This window comes from Leifsonia xyli subsp. xyli str. CTCB07, from assembly GCF_000007665.1.
Taxonomy (GTDB): domain Bacteria; phylum Actinomycetota; class Actinomycetes; order Actinomycetales; family Microbacteriaceae; genus Leifsonia; species Leifsonia xyli_C.
Genome location: NC_006087.1, coordinates 2,087,595 through 2,110,329 on the forward strand (window position 1 = coordinate 2,087,595; position 22,735 = coordinate 2,110,329).

Annotated in this window: 23 protein-coding genes and 2 pseudogenes; 3 read left to right on the forward strand and 22 right to left on the reverse strand. The window is 67.2% G+C overall.

Annotated features, from left to right (window positions below; translation table 11 throughout):
• Window position 1: 1 nt before the first annotated feature.
• The 19 genes and pseudogenes from LXX_RS12815 to LXX_RS14450 all read right to left on the reverse strand — a co-directional run bounded on the left by LXX_RS12815 (window position 2) and on the right by LXX_RS14450 (window position 18,518).
• Window positions 2–1,534 carry a choice-of-anchor L domain-containing protein gene (locus tag LXX_RS12815; protein ID WP_050737915.1) on the reverse strand — a complete coding sequence of 511 codons (1,533 nt, stop codon included), beginning with the start codon at window positions 1,532–1,534 and terminating at the stop codon, window positions 2–4.
• A 165-nt stretch (window positions 1,535–1,699) separates the two neighbouring features.
• On the reverse strand, window positions 1,700–2,893 hold the full coding sequence (gene tuf, locus LXX_RS10040; RefSeq protein ID WP_011186740.1) for an elongation factor Tu: 1,194 nt from the start codon (window positions 2,891–2,893) through the stop codon (window positions 1,700–1,702).
• A 132-nt stretch (window positions 2,894–3,025) separates the two neighbouring features.
• On the reverse strand, window positions 3,026–5,140 hold the full coding sequence (gene fusA / locus LXX_RS10045; protein ID WP_041767722.1) for an elongation factor G: 2,115 nt from the start codon (window positions 5,138–5,140) through the stop codon (window positions 3,026–3,028).
• An 84-nt stretch (window positions 5,141–5,224) separates the two neighbouring features.
• Window positions 5,225–5,695 carry a 30S ribosomal protein S7 gene (gene rpsG, locus LXX_RS10050; RefSeq protein WP_011186742.1) on the reverse strand — a complete coding sequence of 157 codons (471 nt, stop codon included), beginning with the start codon at window positions 5,693–5,695 and terminating at the stop codon, window positions 5,225–5,227.
• Window positions 5,695–6,069 carry a 30S ribosomal protein S12 gene (gene rpsL, locus LXX_RS10055; RefSeq protein WP_011186743.1) on the reverse strand — a complete coding sequence of 125 codons (375 nt, stop codon included), beginning with the start codon at window positions 6,067–6,069 and terminating at the stop codon, window positions 5,695–5,697. The genes rpsG and rpsL overlap by 1 nt, the downstream gene beginning before the upstream one ends.
• Before the next feature lie 359 nt (window positions 6,070–6,428).
• The gene (locus tag LXX_RS10060; protein ID WP_011186744.1) at window positions 6,429–6,923 is read right to left on the reverse strand and encodes a DUF6121 family protein; all 495 of its coding nucleotides are present in this window, start codon (window positions 6,921–6,923) and stop codon (window positions 6,429–6,431) included.
• Window positions 6,924–6,936: 13 nt separating this feature from the next.
• Window positions 6,937–7,929 (reverse strand): DUF4199 domain-containing protein, encoded by a 993-nt coding sequence (locus LXX_RS12820; protein ID WP_050737916.1) that lies wholly within the window; start codon window positions 7,927–7,929, stop codon window positions 6,937–6,939.
• Between the two features lie 250 nt (window positions 7,930–8,179).
• Entirely contained in the window at window positions 8,180–9,100 is a 921-nt protein-coding gene (locus LXX_RS10070) for an anchored repeat-type ABC transporter permease subunit (protein WP_041768473.1), read from the reverse strand.
• Between the two features lie 2 nt (window positions 9,101–9,102).
• A complete protein-coding gene (locus LXX_RS16295) occupies window positions 9,103–9,564 on the reverse strand; it encodes an ATP-binding cassette domain-containing protein (RefSeq protein ID WP_176714720.1) in 462 nt (153 codons plus the stop codon).
• Window positions 9,561–9,866 (reverse strand): ATP-binding cassette domain-containing protein, encoded by a 306-nt coding sequence (locus tag LXX_RS16390; RefSeq protein ID WP_176714719.1) that lies wholly within the window; start codon window positions 9,864–9,866, stop codon window positions 9,561–9,563. Before LXX_RS16390 ends, LXX_RS16295 begins: the two co-directional genes overlap by 4 nt.
• Window positions 9,863–10,732: a choice-of-anchor M domain-containing protein gene (locus tag LXX_RS10080; protein WP_218060868.1), complete on the reverse strand. Its 870-nt coding sequence runs from the start codon at window positions 10,730–10,732 to the stop codon at window positions 9,863–9,865. The genes LXX_RS16390 and LXX_RS10080 overlap by 4 nt, the downstream gene beginning before the upstream one ends.
• Before the next feature lie 175 nt (window positions 10,733–10,907).
• Window positions 10,908–11,648 (reverse strand): annotated as a pseudogene (locus tag LXX_RS15825) (anchored repeat ABC transporter, substrate-binding protein); the annotation flags it as partial.
• Between the two features lie 12 nt (window positions 11,649–11,660).
• On the reverse strand, window positions 11,661–12,569 hold the full coding sequence (locus LXX_RS15830) for a metal ABC transporter solute-binding protein, Zn/Mn family (RefSeq protein ID WP_218060867.1): 909 nt from the start codon (window positions 12,567–12,569) through the stop codon (window positions 11,661–11,663).
• A gap of 82 nt (window positions 12,570–12,651) precedes the next feature.
• Entirely contained in the window at window positions 12,652–13,449 is a 798-nt protein-coding gene (locus LXX_RS10090) for a TIGR03773 family transporter-associated surface protein (protein ID WP_081423145.1), read from the reverse strand.
• Window positions 13,415–15,103 (reverse strand): annotated as a pseudogene (locus LXX_RS10095) (TIGR03773 family transporter-associated surface protein); the annotation flags it as partial. The gene LXX_RS10090 and the pseudogene LXX_RS10095, both read right to left, overlap by 35 nt.
• Before the next feature lie 10 nt (window positions 15,104–15,113).
• The gene (locus tag LXX_RS10100; RefSeq protein WP_041767726.1) at window positions 15,114–15,401 is read right to left on the reverse strand and encodes a hypothetical protein; all 288 of its coding nucleotides are present in this window, start codon (window positions 15,399–15,401) and stop codon (window positions 15,114–15,116) included.
• A gap of 54 nt (window positions 15,402–15,455) precedes the next feature.
• On the reverse strand, window positions 15,456–16,148 hold the full coding sequence (locus LXX_RS13730) for a choice-of-anchor M domain-containing protein (protein WP_192807318.1): 693 nt from the start codon (window positions 16,146–16,148) through the stop codon (window positions 15,456–15,458).
• A gap of 22 nt (window positions 16,149–16,170) precedes the next feature.
• Window positions 16,171–17,805 carry an Ig-like domain repeat protein gene (locus tag LXX_RS10105; RefSeq protein ID WP_176714718.1) on the reverse strand — a complete coding sequence of 545 codons (1,635 nt, stop codon included), beginning with the start codon at window positions 17,803–17,805 and terminating at the stop codon, window positions 16,171–16,173.
• Window positions 17,806–18,155: 350 nt separating this feature from the next.
• Window positions 18,156–18,518: a hypothetical protein gene (locus LXX_RS14450; protein WP_041767728.1), complete on the reverse strand. Its 363-nt coding sequence runs from the start codon at window positions 18,516–18,518 to the stop codon at window positions 18,156–18,158.
• 89 nt (window positions 18,519–18,607) lie between these two features.
• Between LXX_RS14450 and LXX_RS16305 the strand changes: the two genes are divergently transcribed.
• The gene (locus LXX_RS16305; RefSeq protein ID WP_256030446.1) at window positions 18,608–18,730 is read left to right on the forward strand and encodes a hypothetical protein; all 123 of its coding nucleotides are present in this window, start codon (window positions 18,608–18,610) and stop codon (window positions 18,728–18,730) included.
• 940 nt (window positions 18,731–19,670) lie between these two features.
• Here LXX_RS16305 and ykgO read toward each other — a convergent pair.
• Window positions 19,671–19,793, reverse strand: a complete 123-nt coding sequence (gene ykgO / locus LXX_RS10120; protein ID WP_011186752.1) for a type B 50S ribosomal protein L36 — start codon at window positions 19,791–19,793, stop codon at window positions 19,671–19,673.
• Between the two features lie 76 nt (window positions 19,794–19,869).
• Here ykgO and LXX_RS14455 point away from each other — a divergent pair, with 76 nt between their 5' ends.
• Window positions 19,870–20,184, forward strand: coding sequence for a hypothetical protein (locus LXX_RS14455; RefSeq protein ID WP_050737917.1), 315 nt, complete (start codon window positions 19,870–19,872; stop codon window positions 20,182–20,184).
• Between the two features lie 119 nt (window positions 20,185–20,303).
• Window positions 20,304–20,900, forward strand: coding sequence for a GTP-binding protein (locus LXX_RS13740; protein ID WP_176714717.1), 597 nt, complete (start codon window positions 20,304–20,306; stop codon window positions 20,898–20,900).
• Here the strand turns inward: LXX_RS13740 and LXX_RS10130 are convergent.
• Together LXX_RS10130 and LXX_RS16890 are read right to left on the reverse strand one after the other, a co-directional pair.
• Window positions 20,886–21,905, reverse strand: coding sequence for an IS30 family transposase (locus LXX_RS10130; protein WP_223227743.1), 1,020 nt, complete (start codon window positions 21,903–21,905; stop codon window positions 20,886–20,888). The genes LXX_RS13740 and LXX_RS10130 overlap by 15 nt on opposite strands.
• Entirely contained in the window at window positions 21,845–22,300 is a 456-nt protein-coding gene (locus LXX_RS16890) for a transposase (RefSeq protein ID WP_223227607.1), read from the reverse strand. Before LXX_RS16890 ends, LXX_RS10130 begins: the two co-directional genes overlap by 61 nt.
• Window positions 22,301–22,735: the final 435 nt, after the last annotated feature.

Below are 22,735 nucleotides of genomic sequence, written 5' to 3' on the forward strand. Positions count from 1 at the left end.
ATCAGGAACGGGCCCGGCGACGCAGCGCTGCCACGCTGACGGCGGCCACACCGGCGAACAACACAAGCGCCCCGAGGGAAGCGGTCGTCCCGAGATCGGCTCCGGTGTCCGCCAGGCGGCGAGTTCCGGCCCCATCGCCGATGCGGACGGGCGCGGGCGGGAAGACGGGGATGCTGCGCGACTGCACGTTCGGAACCGGGCGGGCGGCGACCTCGAGGGTCACGGTCGCGGGGCCGCTGGTGACGCCGTTCCGCGACGAGGTGTATTGGAAAGTGTCGACGCCGGCGAAATCGGCGGCCGAGCGGTAGGTCCGCAACGCTCCGTCGCCGCTCAGCGTTCCATGCGCCGGAGCGGTGGTGACCGCGTAACTGACGGGCACAGCCCCTTCGCTGAGCGCCTGCGGGTTCGCAGCCGCCGTCGCCGGGGCACCCACCCCATCCAGGGGCAGGAGTTCGATCACAGTGTCCGCGCCCGCGACCACCGTGTAGTGCCGCTCGCGCAGGACAGGGGCACTCGTCTCCGACTCGTCCACGGTGATCGCGACGGTGTACGGCTCGGAGACGACGATCCCGTCGCTGACCGTGTAGGTGAAGCTGTCGGTTCCGATGAATCCCGCTCGCGGCGTGTAGACGACGCTGCCGCCCTCCAGGGTGAGCGTTCCGCCCGCCGGTGCCTTCACAATCTTGTGGCCGAGCTGGTCACCGTCCGGGTCCCAGCCGGGCAGGACGATCTGCACGCTGTTGCCGGCGGTCAGAGAAAACGAGAGGTCCCCCGCGGTGGGAGCCTGATTCGAGAAGAAGCCGCCGGCTCCGACCAGGACGACGGAGTCGAAGCCGCCATCGGCGCCATCCGCGATGGCGAGTTTCACATGGTTCGTCCGGCCGGCCTCCACCTCCGCGGTGCAGGTCAGAACCTTCGTGAAGCCGTTGACGGCAGTGTCCCGCGCTCCGGTTGTGTTGTCCACGAAGTGCTCAGCATTGACACCGGCGTTCACCGTTTTGATCGAGACAGCCTGACTGCCGACGGTGGCGCAGTTCGTCCCGTTCACGAAAAAGCCGAAAACGTCGTTGACCGTGTACCGGGGATCGACGAACTTCGGGTACTCCATCGACCCGAAGACATAGTCGATCGAAATCGACGGCGACCGCCGCACGAAGTCGAACTCGAGCACGGCCGCGTCAAAGAGGCAAGTGCGACCGCCCAGGAGGGCCGAGAGATCGTGGTCGCCGGGTTGGTCGAGGTCCGTGCTGGCCTTCGATGCGCCGTGCGGGCCGAGAACGCCATCCTTGACCCTGCCGGTGCTGAGGGCGACGCCGCCCTCCAACCCGAGCGCCGCACCCATCCCGCTGAAGAGGCCGACGGCGGCGCTGTGGCCAGTGAAGGTCGCATTGGAGACGGTGACACCCGGCCCAACCAGTGAGGCGACCAGTTCCTCCACCGAGGTGCTGGACAGGTCGGCGACAGACTGACCGGTGGAGGCCGAGGCCGACTGCGGGACGAACGCGGCAGCAGCGAGCACCGCGCCTCCCAGCACCGTTGACAGACTCCGACGACCGCGCACGACCACACTCCCTGACTCAGGCGAACTCTCGAAACCTATCCAGGCAGACAAGTACCCCCAATGGGGGTGATCCGGAGTACGACGGAGAAGGGCCGGACCCTTTCGGGTCCGGCCCTTCTCCGAGCGGCCTGAGACGACTCAGTTGATGATCTTCGTCACCTTACCGGCGCCCACGGTGCGGCCACCCTCACGGATGGCGAAACCGAGGCCCTCCTCCATGGCGATCGGCTGGATGAGCTCGACCGTCATGTCGGTGGTGTCGCCGGGCATGACCATCTCGGTGCCCTCGGTCAGCGAGATGACGCCGGTGACGTCGGTGGTGCGGAAGTAGAACTGCGGACGGTAGTTCGTGTAGATGGGGTTGTTACGGCCGCCCTCGTCCTTCGAGAGGATGTAGGCGGTGCCCTCGAAGCTGGTGTGCGGCGTGACCGAACCCGGCTTCACGACGACCTGACCGCGCTCGACGTCCTCGCGCTTGGTGCCGCGGAGGAGCAGACCACAGTTCTCGCCGGCCCAAGCCTCGTCGAGCTGCTTGTGGAACATCTCGATACCGGTGACCGTGGTCTTCTGCGTCGGGCGGATGCCGACGATCTCGACCTCGGAGTTGACGGCCAGGGTGCCGCGCTCAGCACGGCCCGTGACGACGGTTCCACGACCGGTGATCGTGAACACGTCCTCGACAGGCATCAGGAACGGCTTGTCCTTGTCGCGCACCGGGTCCGGGATGTTGTTGTCCACGGCCTCCATGAGGTCGAGAACGCTCTGAACCCATTTCTCGTCGCCCTCAAGAGCCTTGAGGCCCGAGACGCGGACGACCGGAGCGTCGTCGCCGAGGTAGTCCTGGCTGGAGAGCAGCTCACGGACCTCAAGCTCGACGAGCTCCAGGATCTCCTCGTCGTCCACCATGTCGGACTTGTTGAGGGCGACCAGCAGGTACGGAACTCCGACCTGCTTGGCGAGCAGGACGTGCTCGCGGGTCTGGGCCATCGGGCCGTCGGTGGCGGCGACCACGAGGATGGCGCCGTCCATCTGAGCGGCACCGGTGATCATGTTCTTGATGTAGTCGGCGTGGCCCGGGGCGTCAACGTGCGCGTAGTGACGCTTCGGCGTCTCGTACTCGACGTGCGAGATGTTGATCGTGATACCACGCTGACGCTCTTCCGGAGCCGAGTCGATCGACGCGAAGTCGCGCTGAACGTTGGTCGCCGACGGGTACTTGTCCGCAAGCACCTTGGAGATCGCCGCGGTGAGCGTCGTCTTGCCGTGGTCGACGTGACCGAGGGTTCCGATGTTTACGTGCGGCTTAGTCCGCTGGAACTTGGCCTTAGCCACTGTGGGTCCTCCTCAGGACTCTCGAGTAGACACCCCAATCGACGGATTTCGACCGGCGGATCTACGGATTGGTTTCTTATGTTACGGGATGTTGCCCGAGTATCAGAACGACGCGTTGGCAAGCGACCGGAGTCACTCGCCCTTGCTCTTCTGGACGATCTCGTCGGCGACGGCCTTCGGGACCTCTGCGTAGCTGTCGAACTGCATCGAGTACACCGCACGGCCGGAGGTCTTGGACCTCAGATCGCCGATATAGCCGAACATCTCGGACAGCGGGACGTTCACCTTGACGACCTTCACACCGCTGGCGTCCTCCATCGACTGGATCTGCCCACGACGCGAGTTCAGGTCGCCGATGACGTCGCCCATGTACTCCTCCGGGGTGCGCACCTCGACCGCCATGAGCGGCTCGAGCAGCACCGGGTTCGCCTTCCGGGCAGCCTCTTTGTAGGCCATCGAGCCGGCGATCTTGAACGCCATCTCCGAGGAGTCGACGTCGTGCGAAGCGCCGTCGACGAGCGTCGCCTTGACGCCCACCGTCGGGAAGCCGGCGAGGACGCCGACCTGCATCGCGTCCTGGATGCCCGCGTCGACCGAGGGGATGTACTCGCGCGGAACGCGGCCACCGGTCACGGCGTTGACGAACTCGTACGAGGTCTCCGGAGTGACCTCGAGCGGTTCCAGGGTGATCTGCACCTTTGCGAACTGACCGGAACCACCGGTCTGCTTCTTGTGGGTGTAGTCGTGCTTCTCCACCGTGCGGCGGAGGGTCTCGCGGTAGGCGACCTGCGGCTTGCCCACGTTCGCCTCGACGTTGAACTCGCGCTTCATGCGGTCCACGAGGATGTCGAGGTGCAGCTCGCCCATACCCTTGATGACCGTCTGACCGGTCTCCTGGTTCTGCTCGGTGCGGAACGTCGGGTCCTCTTCGGCGAGCTTCTGGATCGCGGTGCCCAGCTTCTCCTGGTCGGCCTTGGTCTTCGGCTCGATGGCGACCTCGATCACCGGCTCCGGGAAGGTCATCGACTCGAGGACGACCTCGTTGGCCGGGTCGCTCAGGGTGTCGCCGGTGGTGGTGTCCTTGAGGCCGATCACCGCGTAGATGTTGCCGGCGGTGACGAAGTCGACCGGGTTCTCCTTGTTGGCGTGCATCTGGAAGATCTTGCCGATGCGCTCCTTGCGGCCTTTGGTCGAGTTGATGACCTGGGCACCCGAGTCGACACGGCCCGAGTAGATGCGGACATACGTGAGGCGACCGAAGAACGGATGAACGGCGACCTTGAAGGCCAGAGCCGAGAACGGCTCGGTGGCGTCGGCGTGACGGAGGATGACCTTCTCCTCGTCGCGCGGGTCGTGCGCCTCGATGGCCGGGACGTCCAGCGGCGACGGCAGGTAGTCGATGACCGCGTCGAGCATCGGCTGCACACCGCGGTTCTTGAACGCGGAGCCGCAGAGCACCGGGTAGATCTCGTTGTTGACGGTCATCGTGCGGATGGCGCCCTTGATCTCCGCGACGGTGAGCTCCTCGCCGCCGAAGAACTTCTCGAGCAGCGCGTCGTCGCTCTCAGCGACGGTCTCGACCAGCTTGGCGCGGTACTCCTCGGCCTTGGCCTGAAGGTCGGCGGGGATCTCCTGGACCTCGTACTTGGCGCCCATGGTCACATCACCCTTGGCGTCGCCCGGCCAGACCAACGCGCGCATCTCGATCAGGTCGACGACACCGATGAACTCGGACTCGGAACCGATCGGGAGCTGCATCACAAGCGGCTTGGCGCCGAGGCGGGAGATGATGGTGTCGACCGTGAAGTAGAAGTCGGCACCCAGCTTGTCCATCTTGTTGACGAAGCAGATGCGGGGGACGACGTACTTGTCGGCCTGACGCCAGACGGTCTCCGACTGGGGCTCGACTCCTTCCTTGGCGTCGAAGACGGCGACGGCGCCGTCGAGCACGCGCAGCGAGCGCTCCACCTCGACGGTGAAGTCCACGTGGCCCGGGGTGTCGATGATGTTGATCTGGTTCTTGTTCCAGAAACAGGTGACGGCCGCGGACGTAATGGTGATGCCGCGCTCCTTCTCCTGTTCCATCCAGTCGGTCGTCGAGGCACCGTCGTGGGTCTCGCCCAGTTTGTGGTTGACGCCCGTGTAGAACAGAATGCGCTCGGTCGTGGTGGTCTTGCCGGCGTCGATGTGGGCCATGATGCCGATGTTGCGGACCTTATGCAGGTCGGTGAGCACGTCCTGTGCCACAGGGTTCCTCCGAAATGTAGAAAGTGGAAGGGGCGCCGTCCGGGCGGCTCCCCGAAGGGTGCTACGCCCGGACGGCGAAGAGTGTTACCAGCGGTAGTGCGCGAAGGCCTTGTTCGACTCGGCCATCTTGTGCGTGTCCTCACGGCGCTTCACAGCCGCGCCGAGGCCGTTCGAGGCGTCCAGGATCTCGTTGGCGAGGCGCTCGGTCATCGTCTTCTCGCGACGGCCCTTGGCGTAGCTGGTGAGCCAACGCAGCGCGAGGGTGTTCGCACGGTGCGGCTTGACCTCAACCGGCACCTGGTAGGTCGAGCCGCCGACGCGGCGGCTGCGGACCTCGAGGGTCGGGCGAATGTTGTCCAGCGCCTTCTTGAGGGTGGCGACGGCGTCGTTGCCCGACTTGGAGGAGACGCCTTCGAGCGCGTCGTAGACGATGCGCTCAGCGAGGCCCTTCTTGCCGTCGAGGAGGATCTTGTTGACGAGCTGGCTGACGACCGGGGAGCCGTAGACCGGATCGGCGACGACGGGGCGCTTCGGAGCGGGACCCTTGCGAGGCATTACTTCTTCTCCATCTTCGCGCCGTAGCGGCTGCGAGCCTGCTTGCGGTTCTTGACGGCCTGGGTGTCCAGCGCGCCACGAACGATCTTGTAGCGAACGCCTGGGAGGTCCTTCACACGGCCGCCGCGGACGAGCACCATCGAGTGCTCCTGCAGGTTGTGACCCTCACCGGGGATGTAGGCGGTGACCTCGGTCCCGTTCGAGAGCTTGACACGCGCGACCTTGCGGAGCGCCGAGTTCGGCTTCTTGGGGGTGGTGGTGTAGACGCGGGTACACACGCCGCGCTGCTGCGGGTTGGCCTTCAGGGCGGGAGCCTTGGTCTTGGTGACCTTCGGCGTCCGGCCCTTGCGGACCAGCTGCTGAATAGTTGGCACTGAACTTCTCCTTTTAGGACTGCACGGTGACAGTTGTTGCTTTCCCACGGCCCAGCCGCGCCTCGCGGCGCCTCTGGTCGTGGGGTGATCGGCGAGCTGCCGATATGCCGTGGGGGCGGGTTCCCGTGCGGTCTCCTCAGCCCATCGGATGAGTACGTGCCGGCCCGCTCCTCCCAGTCCCGGACCGAGCCGGTCAGTGACCATAGGACAAGCGCGCGACAGAGCGCACACCCGATAAATACTATCGTCCACGCGAAAGCTGGTCAAATGATCGCGGGCATGCTACCGGCGCTTCCCCCTGAGGTTGCGAAGAGAGCGTGGTGTCCCGCCGGCTCTCCCGGTCCGCTCCGCCCCTGCCCTCATTCCTCGTCGCCGTCCTCCCACGGCCAGCGCGGGCGGCCGCGCTGGCGGAAGCGGCCGACCAGCACGAGCTGATAGAGCAGAGCGACGACAAAGCCGAGAAGACCGGTGACAATCGTGTAAACGCTGCCGAGTTGAGCCACAGCGAACAGGACGTAGTGGAACGACTGGCCCGGATCGCCCGCGATGCCGGCCACTCCCCCGGCAGCGGCGAACACGAGGGAACAGGCCGTGGCCACGCCGAACGCGAAGCCCGGATCGACACGTTGACGCTTCCCCGGCGCCCTCCGCCCGAACAGGATGAGGAGGATCAGCAGCAGCGCGACCGCCGCGCCGGTCATCGCCGGGCCGATCAGCGGGCCGGCGCGCGAATCCGCGATCACCTCGGTGTTGGCCGCCAGGGAGGTCAGGCCGAATCCCGCCACCAGCAGCGCAAGATAGAGCCCGGCCGCGAAGCACGCCACGACGGTCGCGTAGGCGCGCTCGTCACGCACGGAGCCTCCGGGCTCAGTAGCTCTGCTGCGCGTACGCGGCGACGGCCTGGTTCTGAGCGTCCACCAGCTGCTGCTCGTAGTCGGCCCGCGCCTCGGCGTTGCGGGCTTTGAGCCGGCGACTGCGGGCGGCGAGCCAGGCGCCCGTCCAGACCGAGACCTCGCGCGCGAGCACACCGGAGAGGACGGCGAACGGGTTCACCCAGGCGCTGCGCAGCAGGACCTGGAACTCGTCGGGCGTGCGCTGCCAGTAGTGGGCGTCGATCAGACCGGCGCCGATGTAGACGAAGTAGACGAAGGCCGCGACGACGAGCCCACCCAGGATGTAGCCCCACCAGCGGGCGCGGTTGACGATCTGGATGAGGACGGCCATCCCGACGAAGAACGCCACAATCGGCGCCCACCCGGAGAGCTGGCCCGTGAAGTACTGCCGCAAGGCGGGGAGGAACTCGTCGCCCGGGGCGATGAGCGAGCCCACGAGGACCACCGTGACGGCCCACAGGACAGCGAAGGCGACCGTCCCGGCGAGAGCGAGCAGGAGGCCGAACCCGCGGTTGCTCTTCTTCTTCGGCGCCTCCGGGCGCTGGAGGAAGACCGGCGCGACCGGCTGCGGGGGGTATGCCACGGTGGCCGGATAACCGCCGTCCCGATGGGCCGCCTCGGCCGCGGCAGTGACCGCAGCGGTCGATTCGGCGGGCGATGCGGTGTCGACAGCGGCGCTGCCGGCAGCGGCGGCCTCGGGCGTGTTGCGAGCCACAGCGGCCGCGACATCCTCGTCGCTGGGGACGACCGGCTCGGGCTCGACCGCAGCGGGGGCGGCGGGCGGAGCCGCGGCGATGGGCTCGGCGGGTGGGGCGCCCGCGGCCGACCGGTTGAGGTGCCCGCGGGCGGAGACCGGCCCCGCTGGCGGGTCGGCGACCTCCGGGTCGATGCCGTGTGCCTCGGCTGCCACCGGCTCGGCCGGCTCCGTCGCCCGCTCCGGCTTGTCTTCCGGCGGGGTGTCGCTCATGATCCCACTCCTCGATCGGCCCGGTCGGGCAGCTGTCAGTGCTGCCCACTGTAGCAACGGGAAAAGGGATGTCCAGGGAGGGAGAGCGAGCGCCGTCACTTCTGGGCGGCGGCCTCGCGCCCCTTTCCCCGGCGGCAGCGAAAGTGCGGCCTCACCGGTCTCCGCCGGCGGCTGGGCAGCAGCCAGAGCAGCGAGTCGCGCCGGACGGGTCCCGTCGACGGTGAAGCTGGCGAGGGGCGTCGTCAGCCCCTCAGCCTTCCTCAGCACTGCGGCCCGGGCGGCGTGCGGGGACCCGGGCGAGGGCGGCGAGCGTTCGCTGGACGCCGCGAACGGCCTTGCCCAGCAGCCTCTGACGAAGTGAGAAGAACCAGGCGACAAGGAAGGCGGCGGTGAGGACCAGGACGATGGTTCCCCCGGTGGGGATGTCCCACGACCAGGACAGGTACAGGCCGATGAACGTTCCGAGCCCGCCGATGACAGGCGAGAGGGACATCATCACGCCGAGACGATCGGTGAGCATCCGCGCCGTCGCCGCCGGGGTGACCAGCAAGGCGAGGACGAGGATGTTGCCGATAGTCTGCACGCTGATGACAACCGCGAGGGTGACCAGCACGTAGAGCACCAGGTCGAGCAAGAAAACGGGAACACCGAGTGCGCGTGCGGACTCGCGATCCAGGCTGATGGTGACGAACTCTTTGTGCAGCAGGAACATCGCCCCCAGCACGGCGACGCCCGTGATGCTGGCAACGTACAGGTCCCGGTCGGGGATGCCGGTGATCGAGCCGAACAGGAACTGCTCGAGAGACCCAGCGTATCCGGGAGTCTGGGAGATGACCACAACGCCGAGGGCGAAAGCGACGACGAAGAACACGCCGATGATCGAGGATTCGTTGAGGCGGCGGTTGTGGGAGAAGACGGCGACCAGCACCGCCGTGGCGACGCCAGCGAACACCCCGCCGAGGACGAGGTCGCCGGAGAGGACGAACGCGATCGCCAGGCCCGGGAAGACAGCGTGAGAGACGGCGCCTCCGATGAAGGCCATACCGCGAAGCACGACATGGGCGCCGACGATGCCGCAGACGGTGGACGAGATGACCGCGACCGCGAGAGCCTTCGGGAGGAAGGCGAGACCGGGGTGGAACAGGTCGGTGAAGAAGTCGATCGGATTCATGTTCACGCGACGTTCAGGATGCGCAGCAGCGGACTGCCGGGGTCGACGCCGAAGGCGGCCATCCAGGCCTCCGGGCGCGCGGTCAGCTCGGCCGGGCTGCCGGTGGCGATGACGGTGCGATTCAGGAGAGCGAGACGGTCGCAGCTGTAGAGGGCGGAGGCGAGGTCGTGGGTGGTCATCAGCACGGCCCGGTTCTCACGGGCCAGCTGGGTGAACAGGTCGCCGAGGATCTCCTGGGTGGGCATATCGAGGCCGGTGAACGGCTCGTCGAACAGTAGGAGGGAAGGGCGCAGGGCGAGGGCGCGGGCCACGAGGACACGTTGGCGCTGCCCTCCGGAGAGCTGCCCGACGGGGCGGTTGGCGAGGCCGGTCATGCGAACCCGGTCGAGGGCGTCGGCGACCGCCTCCCACTCGTTCGCTCCGGGGCGGCGGAACAGGCCCAGCCGGCCGGTGAGGCCGGTCATGACAGTGCCCGCGACCGAGAGCGGATACTCCCAGGAGAACTCGTGCGCTGGGGCACATAGCCGATCTCGGCACTACCCGGTCTGGCCGGGCGGCCCCCGACCAGGGCGCGGCCGGCGACGGGGCGCAGCAGCCCGAGGAGGGTGCGCAGCAAAGTGGTCTTGCCCGCGCCATTGGGGCCGATGAGGCCGATGATCTCGCCGCGGTGCGCAGTGAGATTCGCGTCCTCGAGCACGCGACGCCCGCCGAGTTCGACGGAAACGTGCTCGACGGAAAGGGCGAGGGTTTCCTGTGCTGCGGTCATGCGCCGCTGCCCTCGTCCGGCGCCAGCGGCGAAGAAGGGCGGTCGGCGAAGAAACGCTTCTTCGCCTGGCCGCCGCACACGATCGCGGTCACGAATCCGACGAGCAGGGCCACCGCGACGACCGCGATCGCGACGATCAGGATCGGCACGAGCGGTCCCTGTCCGCCCGCGACGGAGGGACGGGCGCTCCTTCCCGGGGCCGCACCCCTCCAGGTCGCCTTCGCAGCATCGCCCGCGAGGGTGCCGGAGCCGACAGCGAAGCGCAACAGCTGGGTGTCGGAGACCGCCGATCCGTCGATGAGGGTCGCGGAGGCGGTCATCCGGATCAGGTAGACACCCGGCTTGGTGAACACCCAGTTGGCGTGAGTGTGCGTTTTGGTGTCGACGAAGATGTCCTGAGGACCGCTCTTCCGGGAGTCCCACAGCACCTGCGGGGCGCCGAAGTCACCGGACTGCAGGTAGACGGTGAGGATGCCGGGGCCTTGCACACCGTCCACAGAGAAGGTCGCGCCGCGGTCGATCTTCTGCATCACGGTCGGGTCCTGAGTGTTCCAGCCGGTCCAGACCACATCGGGGTTCTGGGTCTGCGGCACGACCCAGACAGCGGCACCGGGGGCCGCGCCGACGAAGGAGTAGGCGCGGCCGCCGGGGACGGTCAGCTTCGCCGCGTCCACGACCTGCAGCACCGTCTCGGCCGGGTAAAGCCACACGCTCTGCGCGTCCTTGTTCGCGCGGGCCGCGTCGTCGTGGATGAGGAACTTCCAGGTGGATCCGTCGAACCGGGGGCCCATATCGACGTGCCCGGTGGTGATGACGTGGTCGCCGTGGACGATGGGCTGGTTCACGCCGATCGTCTGGTTGAGCACCGGATCTCCCGGTGACGGGGTCTGGTCGGCCCAGCTGCCACGGGGGCGAGCAGGGCGGCGATAGACAGGAGAGTGGCGGCGGCACAGGCGGGAAGCCGGCGCGGGGGGCGGGTGGAGTGCATGGGGAGGTCTCTCATCGTTCGGTGTCGAAGGTGGGGCGGTCGCGGACCGGAAGTCAAGGACCGAGACATCTCAGGAGCGTGGCGGCATTGAAGCGCATCATGTCGAGGTAGGTCGGAGCGCCGCCGTCGAGGGTGTCGCCGTAGATCGGGCACACCGGGATGCGCTGCTCGGCGGCCACCTGGGTCAGCTCCGAGGAGCGGGCTCTCAGGTTCGGCTCAAGGAATACGGCCCGCACACGCAGGTTCCGGATCGTCTCGGTGAGCCGGCGCCGATCGGCGAGCGATGGCTCGGTGGCGGGGTTGGGGGTGACGAATCCGGCGACGGGGACACCGTAGGCCTTGGCGAGGTAGGCGAATCCGTCGTGGGTCGTGACCAGGTACCGGTTCGCTTTCGGTATACGGGCGATCGTGTCTCGCACATACCTGTCGGTCTGATCGAGTTCGGTCAGATACCGTTCCGCGTTCGCCCGGTAGCCGGCGGCCCCGCCGGGGTCTTTGGCGATGAGGGTGTCGCGGATGAGCTTGGCGTAGGCCTCGACGTTGCGGACGTTCTGCCAGAGGTGCGGGTCGATCTCGCCGTGGACGTGCTTTCCGAGCACTGCCTGCGCGAGCTGGTAGACCTGTCCACCGGGTTGGCCGAGGAAGCGGTACTGCGGGTCACCGGGGATCTCCACAATGCTCTTGCTGGGGACGTCGATGACGACCCGGGAGGCATCGTATCGCTTCTGGGTGCGCTCGCCTCCGGTCGGTTCGTAGAGCACGTCCAGGCCGCCGCCGTCCAGATCGACGGTGAGATCCGCGTGCCCCTAGTCGAGGACCACCGGGTCGGCGACGCGCGCGTCGTCGGGGTTGACACCGACAGCGAAGGTGTAAGTCGCTTCGCCGAGATCGACCGGCCTGGAGGTGTCGTCCGTTCGCAGCCGGCCGCGCAGGGTGAGGTGGTAGACACCGGGTTTGGTGAAGGCCCACGACAGACGCGTGTGCGCATCGGCCGGCAGTGTGGCGGTGTCGTCCTTGTACCCGTCTGCGGCGTCGAAGCCGTTCGAGGAGTCGAAGTACACATCGGTGTCGCCGAAAGTTCCGGTCAGATACGCGTAGACATTCCCCGGCCCGTCCGCGTGGGTGGCCTCCAGCAGCACATCAGACGCGCGCGTGGCCCCATACCGCCGGCCAGCGCCCTCAGCGCGCATTCCCAGCCAGACGGTGTCCAGACGCACGTTCTCCACGAGCGGGATGAGCTCGGCAGAGTATTTGACGGACTCCTCGGCCAGAGACACATTCGCTGCCCGAGGGCTGAGGTTGGCGTCGAGGGCTTTGACGATGGTGTGCTCTTCCAGCAGGGCGTAGTTGGAGAACGCGACATCGGCGTAGACGACATTGCGGACGTCCCTCAGGGTCGGCTCGTACGTGTGCGGATCGGCCCCGTCGGGGACGATCGATGTGACATCCACCCGATCGCCGCCGACGTTCTTCACCAGATCGGCCAGAAGCCCGGTCGTCGTCACCACCTGGAGCCGGTGCGTTCCGGGTTCGAGCAGTGGCTCGGCGGCGCACCCGGACAACAGTAGTCCGGCGAGTCCGGCGCCGATCAGGAGGCGGGAGCGGCAGCGGCGCTGAAGGGGATCGCGCAGCGAGGCTGCGCGCCCCCCGGTCAGCGGCGTCATAAGCCGGCCGGCGCCCGGCCGGCGACGCTCTCCCCCCTGCGCCTGCGTCACCACAGCGCCCCCACGCCGACGCCGGCGAGCAGGAGCAGCGCTCCGAGGATGCTCAGCAGCAGCGGAATCGGATCGCCCTGGGTCAGCGCCGCGATCGGGTCGAGAAGGCCCGCGTGGCGGGTCCCCCGGGCAGCGCCCTCGCCTGGGCTCGCGCAGCGTCGGCCTGCGCCTGCTCGGCGGCCTGTTTCGCGTCGTGCAGGCTCTGATTCCCGGTCGCCAGCGTGTTCGAGAGGGCACCGCACCCGGCGCCCTTGGACAGGGCCGTGTCCGGGTTCGCATCGCCGACCGCGACGGTCAGCACCTCGCTGTCAGAGGAACGCTGCCCCTGGGCGAGCGTGGCGGTCTGGGTGAAGTGCAGGTGGTAGACGCCTTGAGCGCTGAACGCCCAGTTCGCATGCACATGCACGCCGAGCGGGAGAGTGTGGCTGCCCGCGCCTTCGAACACCATCTCCTGCAAGTTTCCGAACGAACCGACCGTGTAGACCTTCACGCTGCCGGGGCCATCGATCCGGGTCAGCGACCAGGTCACGGGGCTGGAGGCGTTGCCGGCGTTGAGCAGCTCCGTGGACCAGCCCAGCCAGATGAGGTCATAGTTCTGCGTCTGCGGCACCTGCCACACCGTCGCGCCGGATGGTCCGATCTGCGGGAACCCGGCGGGGAGGCTGACCCGCGACGCTGGTTTCAGCCACAGCACGGTGCTGTCCGGTTCCCGGTACAGGCGGGCACCGGTGGAGTCGTCGCCGATCAGGGATTCGAGTTTCCCGCCGATGATCTGCGTGTTCCAGTCCAGATGCCCGGCCGAGATCACCGACACACCCGTGCTTGCGCACTGCGCGACAGCCGGTTTCGCCCGTGCCGCTCTGACCTCCGCTGGTGACAGCGTCGAGGGCGGCGAGACAGCCCTTGCCGCCGGGAACGGCGGTCACCGGGTCCACATCGCCGACGACGACCGTCACGATCTCCGAATCACTCGACTCCCTCCCACCAGTCAACGTAGCGGACTGGGTGAAGTGCAGCCGGTAGACACCCGCCTGGGAGAAGGCCCAGTTCGCGTGTGCGTGTACGCCGGTGCGGATGCTGTACGAGCCGGCGCCGTCGAACACCATCGATTGAATGCCGCCGAACTGACCGTCCAGGAACACCTTCACCGTCCCCGGCCCGTCCACGTCGGTGAGCTTCCACGTCACGGGCGACAGGACCTTGGCGCCGCTCAGGGTCTCGGTGGACCAGCCCAGCCAGATCAGCTCTGGGTTCTGCGTCTGCGGCACCATGAAAACACTCGATCCTGCGGGCCCGATCTGCCCGTATCCGGCGGGGAGCGTGACCGTACTCGAGGGTTTGAGCCACAGGACGGTCTTCGACGGCTCCCGGAAAACCTCCGTGCCCGATGAGTTGTAGCCGATGTACGACTCGATCTTCCCGTTCACCACCTGGGTCGAATAGTCCAGGTGCCCGGAGGAGACGATCGTCGTGTCACCGGCCGAACAGCCGCCCGATCCGTCCAGCACGGGCGGGTCTCCGGGGGCGCCCCCGTCCCCGGAACCGCTGTCGGGCGCTTTCACCACGGCGAGGGAATCCCAGCCGATCAGCGACCCGTCCCGGGCCTTCACGACGACTTTGTGTACCCCCAGAGGGGCATCGGCGGGAAGACGGACCTGCGCGGCGACCGCATCGTTGATCTGGGCCCAGCCCAGCCAGACCGGCTGACTGTGCAGCCACGCCGACACCCACTGACCTGTGCGGGCCTTGCCGATCTGGACGGTCGCCTGCTGCCCCGGGGAGAAACCCGATTCATCCCCGAGGACCTGCACACCGCCGGCACTCGCATCGGTCAGCTGTGACTCGGGCACCGGCGCGATGTCCTGCGTGCCGGGCTTGCCCGCACCGGTGAAGCAGCGGGCAGGGTCGATTTTCTTCACCTCGACCTTGCCCACCGCGACGGCCAGCGTGAAGGTGTCCGAGGCTGTGGTTCCGTCCGCGAGAGCGGTGGAACGGGTGAAGGCAAGGCAGTAAGCGCCTTCCGCGGAGAAGTCCCAGGCGCCGTGGACATGCGCGTTCTTGGCGATCTCGAACGAGTCGGCCGCGGTGATCCCGTCGCGGGTGTTGAACAGCACATCGACGCTGCCCAGAGTCCGGCCGCCCTTGTAGAGGGCAAACTCACCAGGCCCTTGTATCTTGTCGAGCGTCCATCTCACCCCGCTCTGGGTGGCGTCGACGGGAATGGACTCCGTGGACCAACCGGGCCACAGCAGGCCGAGCTCCGTCTGCTGCGTCTCGGTCACCTGCCAGAGGTGGCTGCCGGCACGGCCGAGGAAAGCGTACTGGGCGTTCTCCGGGATAGCGGTCTCGGACGCCGGAAGCAGTTGCAGGACGGTTCGGGCGGGATCGCGCCAGACCGTTTCCCCCGCGGTGGCAGCGGAGGTGGTGTCCTTCACCTTCGTGCCGAACACGCCGCCGTTCAGAGTGGAGGCGATGTCGATGTGGCCGCTGTTGAGGATCGTCGCGCCCGAGTCGGTCGTGGACTGGTTCGGCACCCGCCACGCGTCATCGCCCGCTGCCTTGCCCGGTCGGCTTCTGGCCGCGGGAGCAGGAGGTGATGCCCGTATCGTCGGCGACCCCGGCGGCGAAGGTGAGAACCTTCCGCACCGAGACGGGTGTGCGGCTGCCGGCCTTGGTGGCGGTCCACGTCACCGGCACACAGTAGACGCCGGGCTGGCTGAAGGACCACTGGGACACCTGATTGTCGGTTCGAGCGGGCAGCATGGTGGTCAGCTTCCCGCTCGCGGGGCTGAGCACATCCGGTGTGCCCGCCAGGCCGGAGGTCAGCGACACACTGCCGGGGTCGCTGCCTCTCCTATCGAGAGGGTCAGCGGACCGTCGAGAGCGTCAGGGGCGATCCGGTCGGTGTTCAGCCCGGTGTTCATGTCCTGCCCCGTGCGGTAGCCGCCCATAGTGGACACGTTGGCGGTTTAGACGACATCCTCCGCGGCGACGTATTCGACCGGCGCCGTCGCGGACGCTTACACCCGGGTGACCGTGTCGATGCCGCCCCCCGGTCAGATAAGTGGTGAGGTCGGCGCCACCAGCGCGGGCCACCCTCGCCGTGGCCGTCGGTGTCACCGCGAGCGGCTGAAGGCTCGCCTGGGGCGGGGTGGCGTCGCGATCGCAGGGGACGACGTAGCCTGCGGCGGCTGGGTCGCCGATCCACACCGTGACCATGCCGCTGTCCGACGCCCAAGAGCCGGAGGTGAGCTGCGTCTTCGCGGTGACGTTCAGGCAATAGCGCCCCGGGGCCGTGAACGCCCAGTTCATATGCTGGTGCGCCCCGATCTGCGACGTGCGCGTCATCGGCAGCCGGGAGGAGTCGAACCACACCCCGGAGGGTCGCGACTTGACGAATCCGTCGTCGCTCGCGGTGTTGTCGAAGATCACAACGCGCGCGTCGGCGGTCGGGGTGAGGACACCGTTCAGAGTGAAGTCGATGTTCGCGCTCGGCGCGATGTCGGAGACCTTCCAGCCCTCTGTGCTCAGCCCCGGCCACAGATGGGCGCCCTCCGCCCCCCTTGTTCGAAGTACCAGTACTTCGTTCCAGCGGGTCCGATCAGACGGGGGTCCAGCGCCTGGTTAGGCTCTCCAACGGCCGCCGGTCCGTAGGCGCCGGTGAGGACAACGTCCTTCGTGTCGTAGAACGCTGCCGGTTTGACGCCGAACGTGATGCCGTCACCCGCATGATTGAGCACCGCGCGCATGTCAAGGTGACCCGCCCCGAGCACCGTCGGATTGCCGGCCGGGACGCCCCCGAGTCGTGGCCGTCATCGCCGCCTCCGGACAGCGGGACCTGCGCGCAGGGCGTGACCATCGCCGGATCGGTTTTGTCGCCGACAACAAGAGTGTAGGTGGCTTGCGCGGACCGTGTCGCCGATGGCTTGTAGCTTTTGATCACGGTCTTCACGCTCACGCAGTACTGGCCTGGCTGAGTGAAGGACCAGCCCATATTCCACGCACTGGCGCGGGTGGTGACGTTGTTCTCCATCACGGTCTGCGGCGCACCGCCCGCGGTCAGCGCCGACGAGTCCCAGGTGGACGCGACCGGCTGAGTCCAGGCGCCGGAGCCCGGCGGGTCCTCGACATAGTCGCCGGTCACCGAGGACGCCGAGAACCGTCCGCCGTCCGGCCCGGTGACCGAGGTGAGGGTGAAACTCGGGGTTGTGTCATTGGAGATCACCGCTTTCTCGGAAACGGCGGAGGTGTCCCCGCCGGTCACGCCGAAGAGCAGCCGCCCGGCTTTTCCTTGCGCATAAGCGCCCGGGTCCTCGGTCGCCTGCGGCGTCGACCAGGAACCCGTCGCGGGGTCGCGCTCTCGATCCGTGAGGTGGATGATCGTGTCCTCTGCCGCGGACCACGGCGCCGGTGCGTCCCCATACGACCATCCGGTTACGTTTCGCACCCCCATGCGGAAGGAGCCGAATCCGGTCGCGGCCGCGATGACATCCACGTACTGCGGACCGAGTCTCAGATCCCCGGCGGAGAGGACCGTGCGGTCTCCATGCACAGTCACCGTGACAGGGTCAGACGAAGCGGTGGTGTACGCCCCGAGGTCGCTCGGAACGAACTGCGCGGTGTAGCTGTGGGAACCAGCCGTCAGAGCGGCGACGGTGTGGCTGGCCACCCCTGTGGACGAGTCGACCGGAATCCGGCCGAGCAGCTTCTCGGCCTCGGTGAACTCCACGAAGCCAGCGGCGCCGACGGGCGTGACGCTCGCGGTGAGAGTGAGGGAATCGCCGGCCTTCGCCGAGGGGGACGAGGAGGCGAGCACGACGGCAGCGTCCCGCTTCGCCGCGGGTACGCTGCCGGGCGCTGAGGATTTCGCCGTGTCCAGGGCCTGCGTCCGAGGGCTCGTGGGTGACCCCGGGGCCGAGGCGGACGGCGCGGGCGTCGAAGGGGCCGCTGTCGAGGGGACCGGCGTCGAAGGGACCGGCGTCGAGACGGCCTGTGCGGGGGCCGGTGTGAGAGCAGAGACCTCGAATCGGTAGGTGACCGGCTTGGCCGTCGCGCTCTCGCTCTGCGTCCCGTCAGCGTTTGAGAAGCGGGCTTCGGCCGCCACGCTGACCGCGTACTCGCCGGGCTCGGTGAAAGCCCACACAAGCGTGGAAGGCGTCCTGGTGTTCACGGCGACGCTGCGGTTTTGCCCGTGGGCGGTTCCCCAGACGACACCACCGGGAAGAGTCGCCGACACGGTCCCCTTACCGGGTACGTCAACGGCCTCGAGGGTGAGGGTCTCCTGTTCCAGGGTCGCTGCCGGTGGCGAGACCGTGCTGGCGACGGTCGTCGCTGCGGTGGCGGCGCCGTCGGCGTCGCCACCAGAAGAGGCAGCGTCGCCCCGGCTGCGGGAACCATCGACGGGGGCGTCGCGAGAGCGGGGGTCATGGTCATTCCGGACAAAGCGATGACGAGCGGGACGGCGATGGCAAGTCCACGACGGAGACGGGGCGCGGGGTGAGTCACGGGCAAGCTCTCTGGATACTGGTGAGAACGGACAAAGGGTGCGGGGCGGGCGTCCGAGCGCCCGCCCCGCGAAGGAGACCGCTACGGGGTTGCGACGAAGCTGTAGTAGACCGGGTCGGACGCCGCGATCGAGGAGGGCCCCGCCACCGAGGCCACAACCTTGAATACGTACGTGCCGGGGGTGCTGAAGTCCCACTCCGGGTGCCGGTAGAACGCCTCATCGATTCCCGTGGTCAGTGCGAAATCGAACACATAGGGGTTCGAGACAGCGCCCGTGCCGGAGGCGGTCACACCCGGGATGCCGGACCAGTCGATCGACGCCGTCGAGCCGGCCGGCTGGCTGACCAGGGTGATCGTGGTGCGGATCTTCGCCGACGGCGACACCGTGGCCAGTCCGCCGCTCGGGCTGTAGAACACGCTGCGGGCCGCATTCTGCGCGGTCATGCCGTGCTGCTTCAGGTACCGCGGACGGGTCGCTGGGGACGTTACCGAGGCCGGCGAACCCGGACCACACCACGCTCCGCGCGTTCGCGGTGAGTTGGTCCTTCGAGATCTGCCAGATCGGAGTGCCGGAGCCGGGCGTGTACTTCTTCACGGTGAAGTCGTACGCCGGCGTGCCGAGCGAAGAGGTGGCGTCGACTTCCGAGCCGAGATAGTAGCCATCCTCCGGAGCGACCGTGGAGTCTTCCCGGTTGGTGCCGAGGATCAGCTTGTTGGAGTTCGGCGAGAGCGACACATGGACGCTGTCCACATGCTGCTGATCGAACGTCCCGGCTGTGCCGGCGTTCGCGATCCCCGCCCCGAGCCCGAGACTCAGCGCGAGGACCCCGACGCTCGCGGTCAGGGAGCCGAGGACCGTGTACCTGCGCGGGACGGCGGTGCGCTCAATGGTGTTCGTGTTCATGATTGTGCTTCTTTCCTGTTTTTGTGCCTGTGCGTTGCGATGACCACTGGGTGTGCGGAGCCGGCCTGCGCCCAGCCCCGGAGACATGGTCGGCAGACGATGCCGACGGCGCTTTCCCCCGTGCGCCCTGTCCCGCGAGCACAGGGGTCACCCCGCCGTGCGCGGCGGCGGCGATGCCCGGCTCAGCGGGACAGGAGGGGCATTCGGTCGGAGTAGACGAAGTGGGTGCGGCACCACCCGGTGCGCTGGTGCCGAAGCGGGACCCAGGTCGGCGAGGGCTCGGTGGCCACACGGATCTCATAGCGTTCGTCGGCGAGGCTCTCGGAGCCGCAGCCGCATCGAGGACGGCGTCCGAAGGCGAGATGACCGAGACCGTGGAGGTGAGGCTGCCGCTCGCTCAAGGAGGGGACGGGAGTCTGCTCGGCAGAAGAGGCCGCGGCGGTTGCCCAGCCGTACTCCCTCACCTGTCCACATCCTGGTTTCCTCCTTACTCTGCGATTCGAGGCACCGTGTTTCATTGCCCGATTTTAATGATAATAATTATCATCATTTGTCAGCGCATGTTATCCACATCTCAGGAGAATGTGTCAATCCCCCGATGTTGCGCCCCATCGAGCGACCGATTGAGCGCCTGCGCGAACGACGAAGACAGCGGGCGGGGTGGCCGAGCGACCCCGCCCGCTGTCGCACGCTCAGCCCTGAAGCCCCTCGAACCGGGGGTTGAGCTTATTGATGACATAGACCCTGCCCCGACGACGCACAACCTGCGCGCCAGGCTGGTTCTTCAGCGATTTGATCGACGCCCTGACTTTCATCTTCACCTCCGTTTACTGAGAAAGATTATCATTAACGGAATCGGGGCAGGTGTCCCGGCTCGGTAGGAGGATCCCAGTGCAGCGAGTAGACATCGTCGCGGTGGTCGGGGTGTACGCGCCGGAGCGGCTCCGGTACGCCAAACGACTGGCGGCGATCACCGGGCGCGAGTTCGTCCCCGCGACCCAGCTGGCGATCTCGGCGGACCCGGTGGACGAAGCCGCGACGATCTCCCCGGGGATCAAGACGCCCGCCGGCGCCGTTTTCGAGTTCCCACACAGCGCGCCGGTCATCAAGCTCATCGGGGCGCTCACCGACCCGGACACAGAGACGCAGCTGACCGGAATCGTGTGCGTGGCCGATGCGGCACACCTGCTGGAGGACCTGCAATAGAGCGGGTCGGCTCTGCCATTCGGCACCCCCTCGCCTGGCAGCATCCCTCGTTCGCACAGCGCATCCCGCACGCGATACTAACCGTCACGCAACTGGAGTACGCCTCGACAATCGTGGTGGTGAACTCGGCGGCCCTCTCGAGGGCGGAACTGTCGACCGTGATCGCGCTCATCAGCCACCTCAGCCCGCAGGCGCGCCTGCGGGTGCATCAGGACGCTATCGAGCCATGGGTCCCGGGCGAGCCGTTCACCGCAGGACAGGAACGGCCCGGCTGGATCGGGCTGCTCAACGACGACTACGAGCCACACCTGACCGACCCGCGCGTCACCGCCTTCCGGTACGAGAACGTGCGGCCACTGCATCCGGTGCGGCTCCGCCGCCTGCTGAACCGACTCGAGACAGACGCCTTCGGCACCGTCATCCGCTCCGCCGGGTTCTGCCGCTTCGCCTCCCGGCCCCACGTCGTAGCGCACTGGGACCAGGTGGGCCGGACGATCAGCTTCGACCCGCTCAGCCACGACGACACCCTGGAGGACGACCAAGAGTTCCTCGCCCTCGGTCAGGAACTCGCGATCATCGGCCTCGACACCGGCGGCCTGACCGCTGCGCTCGACGACACCGCGCTCACCGATGGCGAACTCACTGCGGGCCCCACCCTCTGGACAAAACGGCGGATTCCAGTGGTTGTTGCAACACGACGATTAGCTGGCGAGTAGTTTAGCGAGGCGTTCGGCTGGGGTTTCCCAGCCGAGCGTTTTGCGTGGGCGGGTGTTGAGCTCGTGGGCGACGTTCGTCAGGTCGGTTGCGGTGAATCGGGCGAGGTCTGTTCCCTTTCCCTTGGGGAAGTATTGGCGAAGGAGTCCGTTGGTGTTCTCGTTGCTGCCGCGTTGCCAGGGACTCGCGGGGTCGCAGAAGTAGACCGGGATGTCGGTGGCTATCGTGAACGACTTGTGAGCTGCCATTTCCGAGCCCTGGTCCCAGGTGATCGAGCGACGGAGTTCGCGTGGGAGTGTCTTGACGGCGCTGATCAGTCCGTCCCGGACGGATTCTGCGGTGCGATCGATGGGGAGATGGATCAGCATCACGAACCGGGTGGAGCGTTCCACGAGGGTGCCGATGGCGCTGTTGCGGTGTCCGCCGATGATGAGGTCGCCTTCCCAATGTCCGGGAACGGCGCGGTCCTCGATTTCGGCGGGACGGTCGGAGATCATTACCATCGGATCCGCGAAACGATGTCTGCGAGCGGCGCCAGAACGATGCGGTTTCCGCTTGGCCCGGCCGGTCCGCAGCACCATCGTGAGCTCGCGGCGGAGTTGTCCACGGCCCTGCACGTAGAAGGCTTGATAGATCGTCTCGTGCGCCACGCGCATCTCCGCATCGCCGGGGAACTCGCGGATCAGCGACCGGCTGATCTGCTCCGGCGACCAACGTAGCGTCAGCTTCCGTTGAACGTAACTGCGCAGCTGCGGATTGCGGACCAGCCTCGTGGCTTTCGGTCGCGGTCGGCGGCTGGCCGCTTTCCGATGCGCCACGTATGGATGGTAGCCGCCCTCTCCAGGAAGCTGATTCCGGCGAATCTCTCGACTGATCGTCGACACCGAGCGACCAAGCTTGGCCGCGACCCGACACAACGAAAGGCCGGCCCTGGTCAGGTCCCGGATCAGCTCACGCTCCTGCAGGGAGAGGAATCGTGGGTGGAGTGCGGCTTCGAGCGAACGCATCGACGCCCGCTGAACAGGATCAACAACGACAGGCACCCTGTCTTTGTAATCGACCACGCGACCATCTGGATAAATGCGTCGCCCGTTCGACTGTCCCAGAGGTATCCCGTGTTCGGGCTGATTCCGACTCGTCCCACCGCTTCGCGGCGCGAGAGCCCGCTGCTCCGCAGCTCCAGGTACTCGTCCTTGCATGGGTGCGCGCTCATGCCGCCGCCGGTGTAGCCGTGACTAGCCAGGCCCGCCTTGCGAACCCATTGCGCGCACGTCGCGGGGTTGAACCCTAGCTCCCTCGCCGCGATCGTCGTACTCCTGGACTCCTTGAAAATGACGAAGAAGGCTTCACGCTCCGCCTGGGTGTACTTCCTCTTCCCCGCACTGCGCCTTAAACGGGACACGGTCCTTGCAACTCCTAGAAACTCCAGATGTTGCAACAACCGCTAGAACCCAAGAAACTCACCGACCCCTTCCCTCTCTAACCATCGCTTGGCTGTTCTTCCTCGTGAGGTTGTGAACGCGTTGGGCGGGTGATGAGCCGTTCATTGCGGTGAGCCAAGAGAAGGCCTCCCTCGAGAGTGACGTACACACCACTCAGAATGGAGGCCTTCTCCCTATCGGCCGATCACCAACGTACTGGCCCGGTACACCTAGGCGGCTCTGACCATCCAGTTCGTGTTGCGGTTACGCTGAGTGCCGAGGTTGTAGCAGGTGGCGCCCTTTCGTCCGTCGTAGCGCGCCCAGGAGTAGCCACCGTCTACGGAGATCAGCACCACGGCGGCAGAGACAGAAACCGATGCCGCTTCACACTTCGCCAGAAACAAGCGGCGGGGGAG